This is a genomic window from Borborobacter arsenicus (assembly GCF_003934165.1).
Lineage (GTDB): Bacteria > Pseudomonadota > Alphaproteobacteria > Rhizobiales > Rhizobiaceae > Pseudaminobacter > Pseudaminobacter arsenicus.
On sequence record NZ_ML133508.1, the window covers coordinates 298,683 to 319,885 of the forward strand.

General features: G+C 62.1%; 15 protein-coding genes, 1 tRNA gene and 1 riboswitch. Of the genes, 9 read left to right on the top strand and 7 right to left on the bottom strand.

Features of this window, described 5'->3' with window-relative positions:
• The first annotated feature begins 172 nt into the window (after positions 1-172).
• Positions 173-3,670 (top strand): hybrid sensor histidine kinase/response regulator, encoded by a 3,498-nt coding sequence (locus tag EET67_RS01435; RefSeq protein ID WP_128624415.1) that lies wholly within the window; start codon positions 173-175, stop codon positions 3,668-3,670.
• A 23-nt stretch (positions 3,671-3,693) separates the two neighbouring features.
• Here EET67_RS01435 and EET67_RS01440 read toward each other — a convergent pair whose 3' ends face one another.
• Positions 3,694-4,350 (bottom strand): response regulator transcription factor, encoded by a 657-nt coding sequence (locus EET67_RS01440; RefSeq protein WP_128624416.1) that lies wholly within the window; start codon positions 4,348-4,350, stop codon positions 3,694-3,696.
• A gap of 175 nt (positions 4,351-4,525) precedes the next feature.
• Positions 4,526-4,969, bottom strand: a complete 444-nt coding sequence (locus EET67_RS01445) for a hypothetical protein (RefSeq protein WP_128624417.1) — start codon at positions 4,967-4,969, stop codon at positions 4,526-4,528.
• 113 nt (positions 4,970-5,082) lie between these two features.
• Here EET67_RS01445 and EET67_RS01450 point away from each other — a divergent pair, with 113 nt between their 5' ends.
• On the top strand, positions 5,083-5,430 hold the full coding sequence (locus tag EET67_RS01450) for a DUF952 domain-containing protein (RefSeq protein WP_128624418.1): 348 nt from the start codon (positions 5,083-5,085) through the stop codon (positions 5,428-5,430).
• On the top strand, positions 5,430-6,521 hold the full coding sequence (locus EET67_RS01455; RefSeq protein WP_128624419.1) for a quinone-dependent dihydroorotate dehydrogenase: 1,092 nt from the start codon (positions 5,430-5,432) through the stop codon (positions 6,519-6,521). Before EET67_RS01450 ends, EET67_RS01455 begins: the two co-directional genes overlap by 1 nt.
• A gap of 9 nt (positions 6,522-6,530) precedes the next feature.
• Here the strand turns inward: EET67_RS01455 and EET67_RS01460 are convergent, their stop codons facing one another.
• Complete coding sequence (locus EET67_RS01460) at positions 6,531-6,794, bottom strand: DUF6460 domain-containing protein (protein WP_128624420.1); 264 nt, start codon at positions 6,792-6,794, stop codon at positions 6,531-6,533.
• A 230-nt stretch (positions 6,795-7,024) separates the two neighbouring features.
• On the opposite strand from EET67_RS01460, the gene EET67_RS01465 reads away from it, so the two are divergent.
• Together EET67_RS01465 and EET67_RS01470 are read left to right on the top strand one after the other, a co-directional pair.
• A tRNA-Gly gene (locus EET67_RS01465) sits at positions 7,025-7,098 on the top strand.
• A gap of 281 nt (positions 7,099-7,379) precedes the next feature.
• On the top strand, positions 7,380-9,287 hold the full coding sequence (locus EET67_RS01470) for a polysaccharide biosynthesis protein (RefSeq protein ID WP_128624421.1): 1,908 nt from the start codon (positions 7,380-7,382) through the stop codon (positions 9,285-9,287).
• Positions 9,288-9,316: 29 nt separating this feature from the next.
• On the opposite strand, the gene EET67_RS01475 is transcribed toward EET67_RS01470, so the two are convergent.
• The gene (locus EET67_RS01475; RefSeq protein ID WP_128624422.1) at positions 9,317-10,408 is read right to left on the bottom strand and encodes a 2'-deoxycytidine 5'-triphosphate deaminase; all 1,092 of its coding nucleotides are present in this window, start codon (positions 10,406-10,408) and stop codon (positions 9,317-9,319) included.
• Between the two features lie 76 nt (positions 10,409-10,484).
• Positions 10,485-10,561: riboswitch (SAM riboswitch) on the top strand.
• Positions 10,562-10,605: 44 nt separating this feature from the next.
• Between EET67_RS01475 and EET67_RS01480 the strand changes: the two genes are divergently transcribed.
• Positions 10,606-11,799, top strand: coding sequence for an O-succinylhomoserine sulfhydrylase (locus EET67_RS01480; RefSeq protein ID WP_128624423.1), 1,194 nt, complete (start codon positions 10,606-10,608; stop codon positions 11,797-11,799).
• 3 nt (positions 11,800-11,802) lie between these two features.
• Here the strand turns inward: EET67_RS01480 and EET67_RS01485 are convergent, their stop codons facing one another.
• The 3 genes from EET67_RS01485 to EET67_RS01495 form a co-directional block, all read right to left on the bottom strand.
• Positions 11,803-12,840 carry an Ldh family oxidoreductase gene (locus EET67_RS01485; RefSeq protein WP_128624669.1) on the bottom strand — a complete coding sequence of 346 codons (1,038 nt, stop codon included), beginning with the start codon at positions 12,838-12,840 and terminating at the stop codon, positions 11,803-11,805.
• Positions 12,809-14,797 carry an oxidoreductase gene (locus EET67_RS01490; protein WP_128624424.1) on the bottom strand — a complete coding sequence of 663 codons (1,989 nt, stop codon included), beginning with the start codon at positions 14,795-14,797 and terminating at the stop codon, positions 12,809-12,811. The genes EET67_RS01485 and EET67_RS01490 overlap by 32 nt, the downstream gene beginning before the upstream one ends.
• 74 nt (positions 14,798-14,871) lie before the next feature.
• Positions 14,872-15,777 (bottom strand): LysR substrate-binding domain-containing protein, encoded by a 906-nt coding sequence (locus EET67_RS01495; protein ID WP_128624425.1) that lies wholly within the window; start codon positions 15,775-15,777, stop codon positions 14,872-14,874.
• A gap of 98 nt (positions 15,778-15,875) precedes the next feature.
• On the opposite strand from EET67_RS01495, the gene EET67_RS01500 reads away from it, so the two are divergent.
• From EET67_RS01500 to EET67_RS01510, 3 genes are read left to right on the top strand one after another with little or no spacing between them, the layout of a single operon-like run.
• Entirely contained in the window at positions 15,876-17,438 is a 1,563-nt protein-coding gene (locus tag EET67_RS01500; RefSeq protein ID WP_128624426.1) for a trimethylamine methyltransferase family protein, read from the top strand.
• Between the two features lie 10 nt (positions 17,439-17,448).
• Positions 17,449-19,503, top strand: coding sequence for an NADH:flavin oxidoreductase (locus tag EET67_RS01505; protein ID WP_281010972.1), 2,055 nt, complete (start codon positions 17,449-17,451; stop codon positions 19,501-19,503).
• Positions 19,504-19,541: 38 nt separating this feature from the next.
• Positions 19,542-21,194: an ABC transporter substrate-binding protein gene (locus EET67_RS01510; RefSeq protein ID WP_128624428.1), complete on the top strand. Its 1,653-nt coding sequence runs from the start codon at positions 19,542-19,544 to the stop codon at positions 21,192-21,194.
• Positions 21,195-21,203 lie beyond the last annotated feature (9 nt).

The following is a 21,203-nucleotide window of genomic DNA, read 5'->3' on the forward strand; positions in this document are numbered from 1 at the left end:
GATTGCAAAACGACCAAAATAGAGGCGGATTTTCATCGAAAATCGCTAAATTAGTATCCGCAGATACAACCCGGCAGTCCCCGCGCCACCAATCCGATGGACAAGGCTTTCCGGCTGTGATTGCCTCTGTGCGCAAGCGTTCCGGACAAGTCGGACATGGAGGTGGCGAAGCGTGCAAGGCTGGGTGATCGTCATCATCGCTATCGCCTATGTGACGCTGCTGTTTGCGATCGCCAGTCTGGGTGACCGTCGTGGGGCGATGCGGAGCGCAAGCTGGCCAAGACCCTATATCTATGCGCTCAGCCTCGCCATTTATTGCACGTCCTGGACCTTCTTCGGCTCGGTGGGCCTTGCCTCCGAGCGCGGCATGGAATTCCTCGCCATCTATATTGGCCCGGTTCTGGTCTTCGTCTTCTGCTTTCCGCTGCTCAGGCGCATCGTCAAATTGGCCAAGGCCGAAAACATCACCTCGATCGCCGACTTCCTTGGCGCGCGCTACGGCAAGAGCTTTGCGGTCGCTTCGCTCGCCACCTTGATCGCGACGATCGGCACGCTCCCCTATATCGCCCTGCAGTTGAAGGCGATTTCGAGTTCGGTCAGCCTGATGATCGAGCACTATAGCGGCTCGCGGCCGTCCTTCGATCCCTTCGTCAGCGATATTTCGCTGATCGTGGCCATGCTGCTTGCGCTGTTTGCGGTCCTGTTCGGCACCCGCCATGCCGACGCCACCGAGCATCAGAACGGCCTCGTGTTGGCCGTGGCGGTCGAATCGGTGGTCAAGCTTGCGGCTTTCCTCGCCGTTGGTCTTGCAGTCACCTTCATCGTCTTCGACGGGCCAAGCGGCATGATGGAAATATTGTCGGCCAATGCCGAGGTCCAGCAGGCGATGGACTACCAGACCTCGCTCGGCACCTGGCTCGTGCTTACCACCATCAGCGGCTTTGCCATCATCATGCTGCCCCGGCAGTTCTACGTCATGATCGTGGAGAACCGCAGCGAAGCCGAATTGCGCACGGCAAGCTGGGTGTTCCCGCTCTATCTGGTGGTCATCAACCTGTTCGTGCTGCCCATCGCCTTTGCCGGGCTGGTCATGGTCGGTTCGCGTACCAGCAGCGACCTCTATGTGCTGTCGGTGCCGCTCTTCGGCGGCCAGAACATCATGGCCATAGCGGCCTTCATCGGTGGCCTTTCGGCAGCGACCGCGATGGTGATCGTCGCCAGCGTTGCCCTCTCGATCATGATCTCCAACGATCTCGTCATTCCGCTCTTCGTCCGGCGCCGCCTGGTCAAATCCGAGGCCGGAGAGAACGAGGACTGGTCGACACTGATTCTGAACATCAGGCGCGCCTCCATCTTCCTGATCCTGTTTGCCGCCTTCCTCTATTATCGCGAAGGCACCAACAGCACGCGGCTGGCCTCGATCGGCCTGATGTCCTTTGCTGCCATCGCTCAGTTTGCCCCGGCCTTCTTCGGCGGCCTGATCTGGCGCGGCGCCAATGCCAGGGGGGCGGGCCTTGCCATGGCGGGAGGTTTCGGCGTCTGGACCTATACGCTGCTGCTGCCGACCCTTGTCGCACCGGACAGCGCCATCCTTGCCGAAGGCCCGTTCGGGATCGAGGCACTGCGGCCGCAAGCGCTGTTCGGCCTCGTCGCCGAGCCGCTCAACCACGGCGTCTTCTGGAGCCTGACGGTCAACACGATCTGCCTGATTTTGGGGTCGCTCTCGCGTGCCTCCACGCCGCTGGAACGCATCCAGGCCTCGATCTTCGTCCCGCGTGATACCAACCCGATGCCAAGCCTGCGCCGCTTCCGCACCGCCATTACCGTCAACGACCTGAAGGACACGATCTCGCGCTATCTGGGCGTGGAGCGCACCGAGCGCTCATTCCAGACCTTCGAGAACACCGGTGGCGTAAAACTCAATGGCAACGAACAGGCCAGCATCGCCGTGGTGCGCTTTTCCGAGCAGCTTCTGGCCAGCGCGGTCGGATCGTCCTCGGCCCGCCTGATCCTGTCGCTCTTGTTCAGGCGCAATGACGGGACGTCAAAAGATACGTTCCGCCTGCTCGACGACGCCACCGAAGCCCTGCAGCACAATCGCGATCTGCTGCAGATCGCGCTTGACCAGATGGAGCAGGGGATCACCGTCTTCGACAAGGATTTCCGGCTGACCTGCTGGAACCGGCAGTATCGCTCGCTGTTCGATCTTCCCGACGACATGGGCCAGGTCGGCGTTTCACTCGACAAGATATTGCGTCATCTCGTGGCGCGCGGCGATATCGTTGCCGAGGCGCGGGTGGCTGCGCTCGACCGGCTGACCAGTTTCGGAAGCCCATGGCAGATGGAACTGAAAACCAGCGGTCGCATCATTGAACTGCGCTCGAACCTCATGCCCGATGGCGGCATTGTCGCGACCTATACCGATATTTCGGCGCGTGTGGCGGCGGATCTCGCGCTCAAGCGCGCCAATGAATCGCTGGAACAGCGCGTGGAAAGCCGTACTGCAGAACTGACGCGCGTGAATGAGGAACTGGCGCAGGCGCAGATGCTGGCCGAGGAAGCCAATCAGAGCAAGACGCGCTTCCTTGCCGCCGTCGGCCATGACATCCTGCAACCGCTGAACGCTGCCCGGCTCTATTGCTCTTCGCTGATCGAAAAGACCGGCAAGAAGAACGAATTCAGCAATGCTGCCGCCAATATCGATTCCTCGCTGGAATCGGTGGAGGCGATATTGGGCGCGGTTCTCGACATTTCCAGGCTCGACGCCGGCGCCATGAAGCCTGTCGCGACGGTTTTTCGGCTGGACGAAATCCTGCGGCGCATCGCCACCGACTTTCAGCCGCTGGCGGCAGAAAAGCGCCTCGAGCTGATCGTCGTCCCGTCATCGCTGTCAGTGAACACGGATCGCAACCTGCTGCGCCGACTGGTGCAAAATCTGGTTTCCAACGCCGTCAAGTTCACCCGCAATGGCCGTGTGCTGGTCGGGGTCAGACGGCGTGGCAATCTGGCCGAAATCCAGGTCTTCGATACCGGCATAGGGATACCCGTCGACAAGCTCGAGATGGTGTTTCGTGAATTCACCCGTCTCGACGAAGGCGCGCGCGAGGCGCATGGCCTGGGGCTGGGCCTTTCCATAGTCGATCGCATCGCCCGGGTGCTGCGCCTGGAAATCCAGATAGAATCCGGCCGGGGGAAAGGGACGCGGTTTTCCGTCCTGCTGCCCATCGCCAAGGCGCAGAAACAAGGTCCGGTCGCAGAAGTCCGGCGGCGCCTTCCGGTGATCGGTGCGCTGAATGGATTGCGGGTACTGTGCATCGACAATGACACCCGGATTCTGGAAGGTATGCGCCTGCTGTTGCAGGGATGGGGATGCGAGGTACAGGCCTATTCCGGCTCAGCCGCATTCAATGTCGGTTGGCCGAAAGCAGCTCCGGATATTATCCTGGCCGATTACCATCTGGATAACGAAAGCGGTCTCGACGTCATCGTCAGGCTGCGCGCGATGTTTGCGGCCCAAATCCCCGCCATGCTTCTGACAGCAGACCGCTCCAACGAAGTCCGGGCCGCGGCCGATCGGCTTGACGTGCCGGTGCTCAACAAACCGGTCAAGCCCGCCGCCCTGCGTTCGATGATGACGCGCCTGCGTCAGATGACGCCCGCTGCGGAATAGACGGCAACGATAGTCTCTGTTTTCTATGCAACCGGCAGCGGATCGCTGCCGATCCTCGACAGCATGATAACCGCCTGTGTGCGGCTATCGACCCCGAGCTTCTGCAGCACGGCAGACACATGTGCCTTGATCGTCGCCTCGGATACCGAGAGTTCATAGGCGATCTGCTTGTTGAGCAGCCCTTCCGCAAGCATGCCGAGCACCCGGGTCTGCTGCGGCGTCAACGATTGCAATCGCTTGATCAGGTCTGAAATCTCGGGGTCCCGCTCGACACCGAGATCGACGCCGGCAGGTGCTGCGATGCCGCCCGAAAGCACCGTGCGGACGGCGCTGCGGATGTCTTCCATGCTGGCGGATTTGGAGATGAAGCCAGAGGCGCCGAGTTCGAGCGCGCGGCGAATGGTTTCGGGGTCGTCATGCGCCGATACGACCACCATCGGGATAGCGGAATGAATGGCGCGCAGCGAGATCAATCCGGACAGTCCGCTGGCTCCCGGCATCGACAGGTCCAGCAGCACCAGATCGGCATCCTCATTCGCGGTGATGACCGTTTTGGCCGTCTCGAAGTCGCCGGCTTCAAGAATAGTGCCGACACCGTCTATGCCTGACAACGCCTGCTTGAGCGCGCCACGAAAAAGCGGGTGATCGTCCACGATCACGAACTTGTAGCCTGACGGCACATATGCCTCCCGAAATACCCACCCCGAAAACCCCGCGCCGCTTGTCGTTCTTGTCTGGAGCGGGCCCGAGTTTCATCGATTATGCGGTCATATGGCGGCTTTTCAAGCGCGAAGCCAGCAATCAATCCGCCCGAACGTGCCTATGCGCACAAAAAATACAGGAAAAGCGCGGGCATCACGTCTTGTTGGGTTCCGGAGCCTGCTGTGTGCCGGGCGTCTTGGACTCTTCCTCCATATCCTTGGCGATACCCATGAAGCGGCGCAGGAAGCGCTCCATATAGCCCATGGTCTTTTCAAACTCCTCCTCGGTGGGCAGAGCCGATTGCGGTTTGGCCGGCAATGCTGCTTCCAGCTTGGCAATCCTTTCCTCCAAGGCGGTCACGGCGTCCTGCAGCCGCTCGACTTCACCTTCGAAGGCCGTGCGCATATCGGTGGCAAGCTTGCAGATCAACTGGCCGTCGCGTTCCTCGCAAATGGACATTTCACCCGTCTGCGTGTCCATGCGGACATAACCCGTATCCGTTTTTTCCAGCCGGTAGCGCTCCGTCTCGGCGGCATTGGTGTTGGTCGAGGCGAGCATGGTCAGAGCCATCGGGATGACTGTCGTGATGAGACGCATGGCTTCCTCCTTCGGCAGTTCGCGAGAGCATGGCTTTCCTTTGCGCCCGAAATAGGGAAGGACAGCGCTCGCATCCCTTTACCCTTCGCGGGCTTTCGGACTATAGCGCAGGCATGCGACAGACCATCTACAAGATATGCACGCGAACCTTGTGGCGCGAGGCCCAAAGCCTGGGTGTCTTTACCGGTGCTCCGGTAGACATTGCCGACGGGTTCATCCACTTCTCGACCGCCGATCAGGTCCGGGAAACGGCGGCCAAGCACTTTGCCGGCCAGGACGATCTGGTGCTGGTGGCTGTCGACGCGGCGAGACTTGGCCCTTCGCTGAAATACGAGGTTTCGCGCGGCGGGGCTCTGTTTCCCCATCTTTACGGCACGCTTGATCCGGCTACCGTGCTTTGGGTCAAGCCGCTTCCGCTCGATGCCGAGGGCAATGATGACTTCCCGCCACTGGATGCCTAATGACGCTGCTTGACCATCTTGGCCGCAACCTGCTTTTTGCGCTCGATCCGGAAACCGCGCATGGGGTATCCATCAGGGCGTTGAAATGCGGTCTTGCACAGACGCGCAAGGCGCATCCGGACCAGCGTTTGCAGGTGCGGCTCTGCGGCCTCGATTTTCCCAACCCTCTCGGCATGGCAGCCGGCTACGACAAGAATGCCGAAGTGCCGGACGCGCTGCTGGCTCTTGGCTTCGGGTTCGCGGAAGTTGGCACGGTCACGCCTCTTCCCCAGCTGGGAAACCCGAAGCCGCGCATTTTCCGCCTGACGGCAGATGAAGCCGTGATCAATCGTCTTGGCTTCAACAATGAGGGGCATGCACGTTGCGAACAGCGGCTTGCCTCGCGCTTGGGCCGTCCGGGTATCGTCGGCATCAATATCGGCGCCAACAAGGACAGTGCCGACCGAATCGGCGACTACGAGCTGGGTGTGAAGCGCTTCTCGCGCTACGCTTCTTATCTCACGGTGAATATTTCTTCGCCCAACACGCCCGGCCTGCGCGACATGCAGGCACGTGCCAATCTGGCGGAACTCCTTTCGCGCGTCGTCGCCGCTCGCGACGAAGCGGTGACCGGACCCGGCCGGAAACCGCCGCTGTTCCTCAAAATAGCGCCGGACCTGCACCAAACCGACCTTGAGGACATTGCCGCCGAGATCCAGGATAAGGCCATCGAAGGCGTCATCGTTTCGAACACGACGATTTCACGCCCCGCTCTCAAAAGTGCCGTGAACACGGCAGAAACCGGTGGCCTTTCAGGCAAGCCGCTATTCCAGCGCTCGACCGTCGCGCTAGCGAAAATGCGTAAGCTGCTTGGGCCTGACCATGCCATTGTCGGCGTTGGCGGCGTGGATTCGACCGAGACCGTGCTGGAAAAAATCCGCGCCGGCGCCGATCTGGTCCAGCTCTATACCGGCATGATCTATGCGGGGCCGGCCTTGCCGGGGCGCATTGTCAGCGGGCTGACACGGTTTCTCGACAGCCAGGGCTTGTCGAGCCTGCGCGCGATCCGCGATACGCGGCTCGATCACTGGGCCGCCCAACCGCTCGATTGAGCAGTTCTGTCAACGCCGGTAGCTGAACAGCCGCAGGATAAGGAAGGCCGGCACCACGATTGCCGCGCCAAGCAGGAAATAGCCGACGAAGCGATCGATCGCCGCAAAGCCCATATTCCATATGTCGAGAACGAAGTCCCGAACCCGGTACAGCACGTCGTAGGGCGACCAGCCGAAGAAATTCATGACGACGCCGACCAGAAACGACACGATGATCAGTTTGAGGAGTACCCGCAGCGGGCTGTCGCCGAGAAAGCGTGTAAGTCCTGACATGGTATTCTCCCGCAAGCCGGTCCCTGGCGATAAGCGTCCGACGGAGATGCAAGGCGCAACCCCTGTGCCGCATGCCAAACATCGATTCAGGCGCAAAAGCCATCATGCAGCGCTGCGCGCACATACGAATTTATGCGATCCGCTTCAAGCCGATGGTGGCCATCCCAGTGCAATCACCGATGGTTTTGAAGTTGCCGATCACGTCGCGACCGTGATATCTAACCCCTGTCGCGGGTATGATGTAATGGTAGCTTGTCAGCTTCCCAAGCTGATCGCGCGGGTTCGATTCCCGCTACCCGCTCCATTCTGTGAATATTGATGTATCTAACGGGCGCGTTTCGTGATTCGCCGGTGAGCCATGCGTATTACCTGATGGGGGCGAATGACGAACTGTGTCCTGGTGTTGCATTTCCTGAACACTGGTGACGTGTCGTCTCCGGCGTGCGGCGCACTCCAATCGTCTTCTTTATGGCGCCTTGGGGTTTAACTGTGATAACAGGGCGGTATCTTTAAGTGTCCGCGTCAGTCAAAATTGGCGGTTGCAGCATAGTGTTGAAGTTTCTCGGGACAGGTCGAATCAATATCTTGCGGATCGGCAGTGTAGCGCTCGATCTGGCGATTGCGGCTGGATCGTTCGTGGCTGCCTATGGCTCGGTCTATGGATTCGATCGGCTGAAATGGGTGCCGGGGCTGGAGGAGAAGACCGCTACCTACACCCTGATATGCGCCGTCTGCTTCGTGGCCTTCGGCGTCAATAAAGGGTCCTGGCGCTACGTTTCGATCTCCGAACTGCTTGCTGTTATCAAGGCTGCGGTCGTCGCCATCGGCATATACACCGTTGGAGCGTTCCTGATCTCGCGCGGCCAGAATGTGCCGCGCAGCGTCCCGGTTTTTTCTACCCTGTTCCTGATCGGCGGGCTCTCGGCCGTCAGGCTTGCCTATCGCCTGGCCATGGATGGCACTTGGAAAGGGATCGGGTGGAAGACAAAGGCCCCGCCGGAGCGAAAGGTGCTGCTGTTTGGGGTTTCGAACGCCGCGGAAAGCTTTATCCGTAGTGCCCGCAGAAATTTCGATAGCGGCATCACGATCGTCGGGGTCTTCGATGACAATCCGGCCAAATATTCGCGGCTGATTCATGGCGTGAAGGTGGTCGGTGCGCTCGGCGACATCAGAAAGCACATGGAGCGCCTGGCCCGGCGCGGCATCCGCCCCACCGAATTGATAGTGACGGAGAACAAGCCGAGCCGCCAGAGACTGACCGAGATCCTCGCGGTGGCGGCAACGGTCGGTCTGAAGGTGACCAGAATTCCCGATATCACGGTCACTTCCTCGATCACCAGCCACCTGCTGCTCAAGCCCAAGCCGATCGAACTCGAAGATCTCCTGGGCCGGCCGGAAGTCACCGCCGATCTTGACGGTATTGCCCATCTGATCAATGGTCGCACTGTGCTGGCAACCGGCGCCGGCGGCTCGATCGGGTCGGAATTGTGTCGGCAGATCGCAACCTTCAATCCGCGCCAACTCATCATCACCGACTGTTCGGAATTTCACATCTATCTGCTCGACAAAGAGCTGCGCGAGAATCACCCTGATCTGCCCATCGTCACGCGCATCGTCGATGTGCGTGACCGTGCCAGGGTCAACGATATGTTCCGGACCTATAGGCCCGAAGTGGTTTTCCACGCGGCAGCGCTCAAGCATGTCCCCTTGGTCGAGGACAATCCGGTCGAGGGCATCAAGACCAATGTGCTTGGTACGCGCAATGTGGCGGACGCCGCCCTTGCCAATGAAGCCAACACCTTCGTCATGATTTCGACCGACAAGGCGGTCAATCCCACCAACATCATGGGTGCCACCAAGCGCGCCGCCGAAGCCTATTGCCAGTCGCTGGACGTCAATTCGAAGACGACGCGCTTCAAGACCGTTCGCTTCGGCAATGTGCTGGGCTCCAACGGGTCGGTGGTGCCGCGCTTCCAGGAACAGATCGCTGCCGGCGGGCCGGTCACGGTCACGCACCCCAATATCGTACGCTTCTTCATGACCATTCCAGAAGCGGTGCAGCTTGTCCTGCATGCCTCCTCGCACGCGCTGCTGCACATGACCGAGCGTGGCAAGATCATGGTGCTCGACATGGGCAAGCCGGTCCGGATCGTCGATCTGGCCGAGCGGATGATCCAGCTTGCCGGTTACGAGCCGCATGTCGATATCGAAATCGCCTTTGTCGGGCTGCGGCCGGGAGAAAAGCTCTATGAGGAGCTTTTCGATCCCTCCGAGGTTCAGGATACGCGTACGGATGAGGGCTATGTCGTGGCCGCGCCACGCATCATCGACAAGACATTGCTTCTCAAGACCTTCACCAGCCTAGAGGCTGTCGTCGAGCGGGAGGAAGCGGAAAGAGCCATCGAACTCCTGTCGCATGTGGTCCCCGAATATCGCAAGGAAACTACGCCGCCGGATCTGATCCCGTCGCCCGAGGCCCTGGAACTCAAATAGTCGATCCGTTGAAGGGCGCGGCGCCGGATTCAGCCGGCGCGAAAATGCTTGGAAAGTTTCAGGCCCTGTGCCTGGTAGTTCGAACCAAGATCGCTGCCGTAAAGCGCCTTCGGGCGCGCCGCCATGCGCTCATAGACGAGGCGGCCGACGATCTGGCCATGTTCGAGGATGAAGGGCACTTCATGGCTGCGCACTTCCAGAACGGCGCGACTGCCCGTGCCGCCGGCCTTGGAATGGCCGAAGCCCGGATCGAAGAAGCCGGCATAATGCACCCGGAACTCGCCGACCAGCGGATCGAAGGGCGTCATCTCTGCCGCATATTCAGGCGGAACATGCACCGCCTCGCGTGAAACCAATATGTAGAATTCATCGGGGTCGAGCACGAGTTCGCCCTCGCCACGCCGGTAAAGCGGCTCCCAAAAATCCACTACATCCTGCGCCGCGCGCTTGTCGACATCGACCAGCCCGGTGTGATGCTTGCCGCGATAGCCAATCAGGCCGTCCGCATTGCCGTGGAGGTCGATCGAGAGCGCGATACCGCCGCCGGAAATATTCGGCCTGTCGGAAGCGACCAACTGTTCGGCCTCGTGCAACGCATGAAGCTCTGCTTCACTCAGTAATGCATTGCCGATGCGGAAGCGGATCTGCGACAGGCGCGAGCCGGTGCGCACGATGATCGGAAAGGTGCGGGGGCTGACTTCCAGATAAAGAGGGCCGCTGTACCCGGCTGGAATCTTGTCGAACTCCTGGCCGTGGTCGGTCATGACACGGGTGAAGATATCGAGCCGGCCGGTCGAGCTTTTCGGATTGGTTGAGGCCGAGACCTCCGCCGGCAAGTCAAGCCTCTCCAGCAAGGGCACGATATAGACGCAGCCGGTTTCGAGCACCGCGCCCTCGGTGAGGTCGATCTCGTGCAGCTTCAGCCGGTCGAGTTTTTCATCGACCCGGCATCCTGGCCCAGGCAGGAAGCTTGCGCGTACCCGCCATGCCTTCTCGCCAAGTCGCAGATCGAGGCTCGCCGGCTGGACCTGGTCGCGGTCTAGCGGGCGTGGGGCGACAAGCGCGCCGGACGTGAACAGGGCTGCGATCTCCTGGTCCGGAAGGATACCCGACTTCTGCAACGATCAACTCCTGAAATAACCCATCGACGTTTAATGATACGCGTCATTGACGCAAGCCGGCACCGGGTCTAAAGGCATTTTATCCCGTGGTGATTTGCCGGTCGGCTTGCAGCCACGTTAAACAAGTCGCTAAAGGGCCGCCTTTGGACCGGCACGCGACTTTTTGCGGCCGGTTTTTTTGTGTCTGGATCAAAGCGATGACCATCGAAAAGAAGCGTAATTGGAAGCCCGCAACCCAACTTGTCCACTCCGGAACAATGCGTTCCGGTTTTGGTGAGACCTCCGAGGCGATCTATCTCACGCAGGGCTATGTCTATGACAGCGCGGAGGCCGCCGAGGCCCGCTTCAAGGGCGAGGAACCCGGATTCATCTATTCGCGCTATGCCAATCCGACCGTCGACATGTTCGAAAAGCGCATGTGCGCGCTCGAAGGCGCGGAAGACGCCCGTGCCATGGCATCCGGTATGGCGGCAGTGGCTGCCGCAGTGTTGTGCAGCCTGAAAGCCGGCGACCACATCGTTGCGGCGCGCGCTCTGTTCGGCTCCTGCCGTTGGGTGGTCGAGACGCTGGCGCCGCGCTACGGCATCGAAGCGACGCTGGTGGACGGCACCAAGGCGGAGAGCTGGGAAAAAGCGGTGCGGCCCAACACCAAGCTGTTCTTCCTGGAAAGCCCGACCAATCCGACGCTTGAAGTGGTGGACATCGCAGCCGTTGCGGCTCTCGCCAATTCGATTGGTGCCAAGGTGGTGGTCGACAATGTGTTCGCCACGCCCTTGCAGCAAAAGCCGCTGGAACTTGGCGCGCATGTCGTCGTCTATTCGGCGACAAAGCATATTGACGGGCAGGGGCGCTGTCTTGGCGGCATCGTGCTGTCGAGCAAGGAATGGATCGACGAAAACCTGCATGATTATTTCCGTCACACTGGGCCAAGCCTGTCGCCGTTCAATGCCTGGACGCTGCTGAAGGGGCTGGAAACGCTGTCGCTGAGGGTGCGTCAGCAGACGGAAAACGCTGCCAGGGTGGCGGATTTCCTTGCCGGGCGCCCGGAGATCGCGCGGGTGATCTATCCCGGCCGCGCCGACCATCCGCAGGCTGATATAGTCGCCAGGCAGATGTCGGGCGGATCGACGCTGATATGCCTGGATGTCAAGGGCGGCAAGAAGGCGGCCTTCGCCTTCCAGAACGCACTCGACATTTTCCTGATCACCAACAATCTCGGCGATTCCAAGAGCCTAATTACCCATCCGGCAACCACCACGCACAAGAACCTGACGCCGGAAGCACGTGCCGAACTCGGCATCGGCGATGGCACGCTGCGCCTGTCCATGGGTGTGGAGGATATCGACGATCTGCTGGAGGATATCGAGCAGGCGCTGCGCAAGGCTGGATAGGGTCTACCGGCCAGCCTCGGCTATCCGGTCGAGCAGTACCCGCTGCACCGCAAGCCCGCTGATCTCGCTCGATTGCCGTGCAGCGTTCTTGCTCAGCCCGGGGATATGCACGCAATAGTCCCGGCCAAGCCGCTGCAATTGCCGGTCCAGCCGCTCTGCAAAACCTGGCGCGATGGCTTGCGCATCAATCGCCAGCACGAACAGGCCGGCGCCGGGGCTTTGCGAACCTTCGCTAAAGGAGGGGGCGTCGAGCGACCAGTTGGCGCCCGCCAGTCCGGCTGAAAGCACCTCCACCATCAGCGCGATATTGGCGCCGCGCGCGCCGCCGAATGCGAGCAGCGCGCCGCGCATCGCCTCGCGTGGATCGGTGGTCGGCTTGCCGGATTTGTCGAGCGCCCAGCCTTCCGGGATCGGCTTTCCTTCTTCGGCAGCACGACGGATGCTGACAAAGGCTGCCGCACTCGAGGCCTGGTCGATCAGAAGCGGCGGCCCGTCGGCGCGCGGCGCCGCAAAGGCCAGCGGATTGGTGCAGAAAGTCGGCTTGGTCGCTCCCGATCCGGCCAGCAGGGCCGGCCCGTTGGTGGCGGCAAGGGCAAGCAGGCCGCGCCTGGCCAATCGTGCCGTGAAATAGCCGAGCGAGCCGCAAGTATAGGCATTGGCCTGCGCGAATATTCCGACACCGAGCGTGCGCCCCGTTTCGACCAGCTCTTCGAAGGCGGTGTCGAAACCGAGATGCGCGACACCCCCGCCGGCATCCGAATGGATGATTGCCGGCAGGGGCCGGGTCAGCACCGGCCGGGCTCCCGCCTTGATCCTGCCCGCTCGCCAGCTGTCGAGATAGTCGAGAAAATGCGCCAGCCCCACCGTCTTCTGGCCGGAGGCCTCGGCATCGACGCTTGCCCGTGCGACTGCATGTGCCGCTTCGGCGTCCGCACCGCAGCGAAGCGCCGCCGCAACGCAAATCTCTTCCAGCGCATCAAGCTGGATGGTGATGGTTTCGGCCGTTATGTCAGAGCCCGAGCGCAATCTTGCGGCCTTCATGGATGGCATAGGGCGCCTGCCTTGCGGCCACGCAATCGCCAATCGCCGTGAAGGCGATGCCGCGTTCGGCGAGTTCGCCCGCCAGTGTGTCCTCCGCCATATTGGCCGTGGCGAAAACCAGCGTGTCGGCCTCGATCTCACTGCTGCCGTCATCGAGCAGCGAGACGATGGTCGCCGCGTGGCCGCTCCATTGCGTGATCACGCTTTCGGTCATGAAGCGCACGCCGAGTCTCGCCAAGGCGCGGCGCAAGGGGAAATCGGCGGTCGTGCGCTGCAGCTCCTTGCCGACCAGTGCGTCCGGCGTGACCAGCGTCACCTGATGGCCGTCCTCGGCCAGTTTCCAGGCTGTGCCGCAGCCCTTCCAGTTGCCGCCCTCGTCCAGCACGATCACGCGCTTTCCCGGCCTCGCTTCCCGCGCCATGACGGCTTCGGCCGAAAACACATTGCCGTGCTCGATGCCGGGCAGCGTGTCGAATTGCGGCAGCGCCTTCTGGAAGCCGGTCTCGGGCGGCAGCGATCCCGTGGCCAATATGATCTCGTCGGCCCGCTCGACCTCGATGTCTTCGGCGCTCATGTAGCTGTTGTAGCGGATTTCCACGCCGAGTTTCGTCAATTGCCGCTCATACCAGTCGATGAGGTCGAGTATCTGCGCCCGGCGCGGCTGCATCCCGGCAAGACGGAACTGGCCGCCGAGCCGGCTGGAGGCTTCCGCCAGCGTGACCTTATGGCCGCGCTCGGTCGCCACGCGCGCGGCCTCCAGCCCGGCCGGCCCACCGCCGACCACCAGTATCCTCTTTTTGCGAGATGTGGCCACGAAACGGTCACCGCCCCATTCCCACTCACGGCCGGCGGACGGGTTGACGAGGCAACTGATCCAGTAGTCGCGCGAGCGGCGGCCCCAGCACATCTGGTTGCAAGACAGGCAGCCGCGAATATCTTCCGGGCGTCCCTCGCGCGCCTTGGTGGCAAGATGCGGATCGGCGATCTGGCCGCGAACGATCGAGACAAGGTCCGCGCGCCCTTCGCTGAGCACGCTTTCGGCGTTTTCCGGGGTGCGGATATGGCTTTCGGCGGTGACCAGCGTGTGTTTCAACGCGCCTTTGAGCGTGGCGGCAAGGTCCGCACCCAGCTTTTCGGGATAGAGAAAGGTCGGCATCAGCTTGTAGAAATCGAAATAGCTGCCGGAGCCGCAGGTGACGTAATCGAGCAAATCCTCGCTTTCATGGCGGGCGACGATCTCCGCCAGTGCTTCGCGCCCCAGCGCTACCTCCACATCCGGCTCGTCATTGACCGCCAGCCCGACGATGAAATCCTCGCCGCAGGCCTTGCGTATCCGCGCCATCACCTCGCGGCTGAACCGTGTCCGGTTTTCCAGGCTGCCGCCCCAGCAGTCGTCGCGCCGGTTGGACCATGGCGTCCAGAACTGGTCGAGCAGTCCGTGATAGGCCGCCCAGACCTCGACGCCGTCGAAGCCCGCCTCCCGGCAGCGGCGTGCCGCCTGCACGAAACCATCAATGGTTTCCTCGATCTCCCGCTCGTTCATACGGTGCGAGCCGTCGGAATCATGATAGCTCGGCAGGCCCGAGGGCGACCAGCCGGCATGGAAGGAATTGTCGGCGTCACCATGCTGGCCGACATGGTAGAGCTGCTGGATCGCCACCGCCCCATTACCGCGAATGGCCTCCGTCACCTTGCGGAAGTGTGGGATCACGGCATCGTCGCCATGGCGGAAATTGCCGCGCGTCAGCACCGCGGCGGCATGGACGGGCATCGGCTCGACCACCACCATCGCCGCACCGCCGATCGCCCGCTCGGCATAATAGGCGACATGGCGTTCGGTCGGCAGGCCCTCCACCGCCATATTGGCGGTATGCGCGCCGAACACGATGCGATTGCGCAAGGTCTTGCCGCGCAGCATGGCCGGCGTGAAGAGATGCTTGAATGTCGGGCGATCCATCGGCACTCTCCGGCGTGAGTGCCGTCAAGAATGACTTCCCATAAATCTGTGTCAATCGAAATGAGTCTGGGGAGCTATTGGCGCTGGGCGACCAGCCAGTCGCGCACGCGGCGCGCGGGCTCGGTCAGCGGGCGGTTCTTGACCGATGCGACATGGAAGGACTTGCCCGTCGACAATATGTGATCGGTGACCCGCACCAACTGCCCGCTTTTGACCATGCCGTCGGTCAGATGGCGCCATCCGAGGGCGATGCCCTGGCCTTCGATCACCAACTGGATCAGCGGCACGTAATCATTGATGCGCAGCCCAGAGGGCGTGCGCCTGCCGTCTATCCCGGCCGATTCCAGCCATTCGGCCCAAGTCGCGGCCGGCCGGTGCGGCTCCTCCAGATGCAGCAGCCGATGGGACAGCAGGCCTTCGACCGTATCGGGAATGCCGTGGCGATCGCGATAGGCCGGGCCGCACACGGCCTGGACCTCCTCCGGCGCCAGCGCGAGAAGATCATATTGCGGCCAGTCACCAGCATCGCCGCCCCTGATCCCGAGCGGAAAGCCCTCCGCAACCAGATCGAGGTCGCGGTCGGCCGTTTGAAGGCGCAGGTCGATATCGGGCAGGTCCTCGCGGAATTTCTGCAGCCGCGGCACCATCCAGAAGGACACGAAGGCGGTCGAGGCCGAAAGCGTGACATGCGGCCCGTTCGACGCCGAGCGCAGTTCCAGCGCCGAGCGATGGATATAGGACAGGCCGAGCGAGACATCGGCGAAGAAACGCGCGCCGGCATCGGTAAGCCTCACCCGCCGATGCTCGCGGTGGAACAGCGCGGCTCCCATCTGCCGCTCCAGCCGGCTGATGGCATAGGAGACGGCTGCCTGCGTCATGCCCAGTTCGCGCGCGGCGGCGGTGAAGCTTGCCAGCCTGCCCGCCGCCTCGAACACGATCAGGCCGCCGCCCGAGGGCAGCAGATGTCGAAGGTTTGCCATAAGTTCAGTTTATCGAATTGATGAATCTTTTCCAGCGTCACAACGCCGGCGGACTTGATAATCTTCTCCCGGACCAATCGGCATTCATGGGAGGCATCATGAGCGTCGCTCAAGCGGTAGTCGCTGACGGTACATCGAGGCGCGAGCGGGGAGGGCGCAGCGCAAGGCGCGAGCAGCGCTCGCATGGGCCGCAAGGGCTGGGCCGGCCCTATATCACCCGCAACATCCCCAGCTATGACATTCTGTCGGAAGAGAACCTCCTGCGCATCGAGGCGGCGGCGGATCGCATCCTTGCCGAAATCGGCATCGAGTTTCGCGACGATCCGGTGGCGCTCGATCACTGGAAACGGGCGGGCGCCAATGTCGATGGCGAGCTGGTCAAGTTCGAACCGGGCATGCTGCGCGAAATCCTGAAGACGGCACCTGCCGAATTCACCCAGCATGCGCGCAACCGGGAAAGGTCGGTGCGGATAGGCGGCAAGAATGTCGTGTTCTCGCCCGCCTATGGCTCGCCCTTTGTCATGGATCTCGACAAGGGCCGCCGCTACGGCACCATCGAGGACTTCCGCAATTTCGTGAAGCTGGCGCAGTCCTCGCCTTGGCTGCATCATTCCGGCGGCACCATCTGCGAGCCGGTCGACGTGCCGGTCAACAAGCGCCATCTCGACATGATCTATGCCCATATCCGCTATTCGGATCGCGCCTTCATGGGCTCGGTGACATCGGAAAGCCGGGCGGAAGACTCCATCGACATGGCCCGTATCCTGTTCGGCCGCGACTTCGTCGAGGAAAACTGCGTCATCCTCGGCAATGTCAATGTCAACTCGCCGCTGGTGTGGGATGCGACCATGACCACGGCACTGCGCGCCTATGCGCGCGCCAACCAGGCGGCTGTGGTGGTGCCCTTCATCCTCGGCGGTGCGATGGGGCCGGTCACCAATGCCGGCGCGATTGCGCAGTCGCTGGCCGAAACCATGGCCGGCTGCGCGCTGACGCAGCTTGAGCGGCCGGGCGCGCCGGTGATCTTCGGCAATTTCCTGTCATCCATGTCGCTGCGTTCGGGCTCGCCCACTTTCGGCACGCCGGAGCCGGCCATCGGCTCGATGGTGGTGGGGCAGCTCGCGCGCAGGCTCAACCTGCCGCTGCGCTGTTCGGGCAATTTCACCACCTCCAAGCTGCCGGACGCCCATGCGATGAACGAGGGCACGATGTCGATGCTGGCGGCGGTGCATTGCGGCGCCAATTTCATCCTGCATGCGGCCGGTTTTCTCGATGGCCTCCTGTCCATGTCCTATGAGAAGTTCGTCATGGACGCGGATTTTTGCGGCGCCCTGCACACCTATCTCGACGGCGTGCAGATCGACGACAACCAGCTTGCGCTCGATGCCTTTCAGGAGGTCGGCCCCGGAAATCACTTCTTCGGCTGTGCGCACACCATGGCCAATTACCAGACCGCCTTCTGGGATTCGGAGATCGCCGACAACGAGCCCTTCGAGAAATGGGAAGCTGCCGGCGGCGAGGATGCCGCAAGGCGCGCCAATCGCAAATGGAAGAAGGCGCTTCTGGAATATGAAGCGCCGCCGCTGGACATGGGCATTGATGAGGAACTGCAAGACTTTATCGCCCGCAAGAAGGCCTCGATGGAGGATGCATGGTATTGAGGATGCCCAGGTGAACGTTCCTCTTCGCAACGACCCCTTGCTCCAGCCCTATGACCTGAAGCATTTGCGCCTGAAGAACCGGCTGATGTCGACGGCGCATGAGCCGGCCTATTCCGAAGACGGCATGCCGAAGGAGCGCTACCGGCTCTATCACGCCGAAAAAGCCAAGGGTGGCATTGCGCTGACCATGACGGCCGGCTCTGCGATTGTCTCGCGCGACAGCCCGCCCGCCTTCGGCAACCTCCACGCCTATGACGATGCCATCGTTCCGTGGCTTTCCGAGCTTGCCGATGCCTGTCACGAGCATGGCTGCGCGGTGATGATCCAACTCACCCATCTTGGCCGCCGCACCGGCTGGAACAAGGCCGACTGGCTGCCGGTGCTCTCGGCCTCGCCGGTGCGCGAGCCGGCCCATCGCGCCTTCCCAAAGGAGGCCGAGGACTGGGACATTGAGCGCATCGTTGCCGACTATGCGTCTGCCGCCCAGCGCATGCAGGCGGCCGGGCTCGACGGCATCGAATTCGAAGCCTATGGCCATCTGATGGACGGTTTCTGGTCGCCTCTGACCAATCGGCGCGAGGATGCTTTCGGCGGCTCGCTCGACAACCGCCTGCGCTTCACCTGGCAGGTGCTCGACGCGGTGCGGGCGGCGGTCGGATCGCAATTCATCGTCGGCATGCGACTGGTGCTGGATGAGGACAAGCAAAACGGCCTGGCGCGCGAAACCGGCATCGAGATCGCCCAGCGCCTGAAGGCATCGGGCAAGGTCGATTTCCTCAACATCATCCGCGGCACCATCGAGACCGATGCTGCGCTGACGAAGGTCATTCCGATCACCGGCATGGCTTCGGCGCCGCATCTGGATTTTGCCGGCGAGGTTCGGGCGGCGACGAAGTTCCCGGTTTTCCATGCCGCCCGCATTAGCGATGTGGCGACCGCCCGCCATGCCATTGCCGAGGGCAAGCTCGACATGGTCGGCCTGACCCGGCCGCATATGGCCGACCCCTATATCGCCAACAAGGTCGCGGCGAGCGAGGAGCATCGCATCCGGCCTTGCGTTGGCGCCACCTACTGTCTCGACCGCATCTATGAAGGTGGCGAGGCGTTGTGCATCCACAATGCCGCCACCGGCCGTGAAGCCACTGTCCCGCATGTCATTTCGCGCAGCGATGGCCCGCTGCGCAAAATCGTGGTGGTGGGGGCAGGGCCGGCGGGGCTGGAGGCTGCGCGCGTCGCTGCCGAGCGCGGCCACAGCGTGACCGTGCTGGAAGCCGCAAGCCAGGCTGGCGGCCAAGTGCGACTGGCCGCGCAAAATGCCCGTCGCAAGGAACTGATCGGCATCGTCGATTGGCGGCTTGCCGAACTCGAGCATCTTGGCGTGACGGTCCGCTACGATATCTGGGCCGAGCCCGATGACGTGCTGGCGCTTGACCCGGAAGTGGTCGTCATCGCCACCGGCGGCCTGCCGCAGAACCCCGGACTGGAGGCTGGCGATGAGCTGGTCACGTCGAGCTGGGACATCGTTTCAGGTGCTGCCAAGCCGGCCGAAACGGTCCTGCTTTATGACGACAATGGCGGGCACCAGGGCATGAGTGCGGCCGAGATGATCGCCACCTCTGGTTCTGCGCTGGAACTGGTTTCGCCCGAGCGCTTCTTTGCGCCGGAGATGGGCGGCATGAATCATGTGCCTTATATGCGCGCCTTCCATGAGCATGGCGTCAGGGTGACGATCAACACCCGCCTGAAGAAGGTGGCGCGCGAGGGCAACAAGCTGGTGGCGACGCTGGCCTCGGACTTCGCGAGCGGCTGGAGCGAAGAGCGGCGCGTCGACCAGGTCGTCGTCGAGCACGGCACGGCCGCCAATGACGAACTCTACCACGCGCTGAAGCCGCTCTCCGCCAATGGCGGGGCGGTGAACTATGAGGCGCTGGTTTCCGGCGGCGACATCTTTGCGCGCCGCAACCAGAACGGCTGCTTCACGCTTCTGCGCATCGGCGATGCGATCGCTTCGCGCAACATCCATGCCGCGATCTATGACGGCATCCGCTACGCCCTGCGCTTCTGAGCGCAACCAAGAACAACAAACCGCTAGGGGAGAAAGACATGACATTTTTCAGGAGCAATGGTGACCGCGTCCCGCAGGTCATCCACAAAATGGCCGAGGAAACGCGCGCGGGCCGCATGGACCGGCGCGAATTCCTGGCGCTCGCCAGCGCCATGGGCGCGACCACAGCCCTTGCCTATGGCATGATCGGTGCGGCCGTTCCCAGCCGGGCATTAGCGCAGGAGCCCGCCAAGGGCGGCACGCTCAGGGTCGCCATGGCGGTGAAGGCGCAAAAGGACCCGCGTTCCTATGACTGGGTCGAACTTGCCAATATCACCCGCACCTTCCTGGAACCGCTGGTCACCTATACGCGCGAATTCACCTTCGAGCCGGTGCTGCTGGAAAGCTGGGAAGTCAATGACGACGCCACCGAATATGTGCTTCACATCCGCAAGGGCGTGACCTGGAACAATGGCGACGAGTTCAACGCCGACGATGTGGTCGTCAATTTCAACCGCTGGTGCGACAAGGGCGCGACCGGCAATTCCATGGCCGCGCGTGTCGGCAACCTCATCGACGAGGCCACCGGCAAGGCTAAGGAAGGCGCCATCACCAAGGTCGATGACCACACCGTCAAGCTCAAGCTGAATGCGTCCGACATCTCCATCATCCCCAACCTGACCGATTATCCGGCGCTGGTGGTGCATCGCAATTTCGAGGCAGATGGCGCCGATCCGACCAAGGCGCCCATCGGAACCGGCGCCTTCGAGCTGGTGTCCTATGAGGTCGGCTCGCGCGCGGTGGTCAAGCGGCGCGAAAGCGGTGCCTGGTGGGGCGGCGAAGCCTATCTCGATGGCGTGGAATTCATCGATTACGGCAGCGACCCATCGGCCATGATCAGCGCTTTCGAGTCCGGCGAACTCGACGTCAATCTGGAGACGCCGGCCGATTTCGTCGACATTCTCGACGGCATGGATCTGGTCAAGTCGGAGGTGGCAACGGCTACCACGCTGGTTGCGCGCACCAATGTCGGCCACAAGCCCTATGAAGACCAGCGCGTGCGCAATGCCTTGCAGATGGCGGTCGACAACAACGCCGTTCTCCAGCTCGGCTATGGCGGACGCGGTACGGTGGGCGAGAACCACCATGTCAGCCCGATCCACCCCGAGTATTACGAGCTGCCGAAAAAGACCCGCGACATCGAAGGGGCGAAGAAACTCCTGGAGGAAGCCGGCCAGCTCGACTTCGAGCACGATTTGATCACGGTCGAGGATGACTGGCAGAAGAACACCGGTGACGCCATCGCCGCCCAGCTGCGCGAGGCCGGCATCAAGGTCAAGCGCACGGTCCTGCCGGGCTCGACCTTCTGGAACGACTGGACGAAATATCCCTATTCCATGACCATCTGGTATATGCGCCCGCTCGGCGTCCAGGTGCTGGCGCTGGGTTACCGCACCGGCGAGGCGTGGAATGAGAGCGCCTATTCCAACCCGGAATTCGACGCCAAGCTCGAAGAGGCGCTGGCGATCAGCGATCCGGACAAGCGCCGCGAGGTGATGAAGGATATCGAGCAGATCCTGCAGGATTCCGGCGTCATCATCCAGCCGTTCTGGCAGTCGCTCTACTGCCATATGGTTCCGGCGGTGAAGGATTACGGCGTACACCAGACCTTCCAGATGGATTTGCAGAAGGTCTGGCTGGAACAGGCGTAAGTCGCCTGA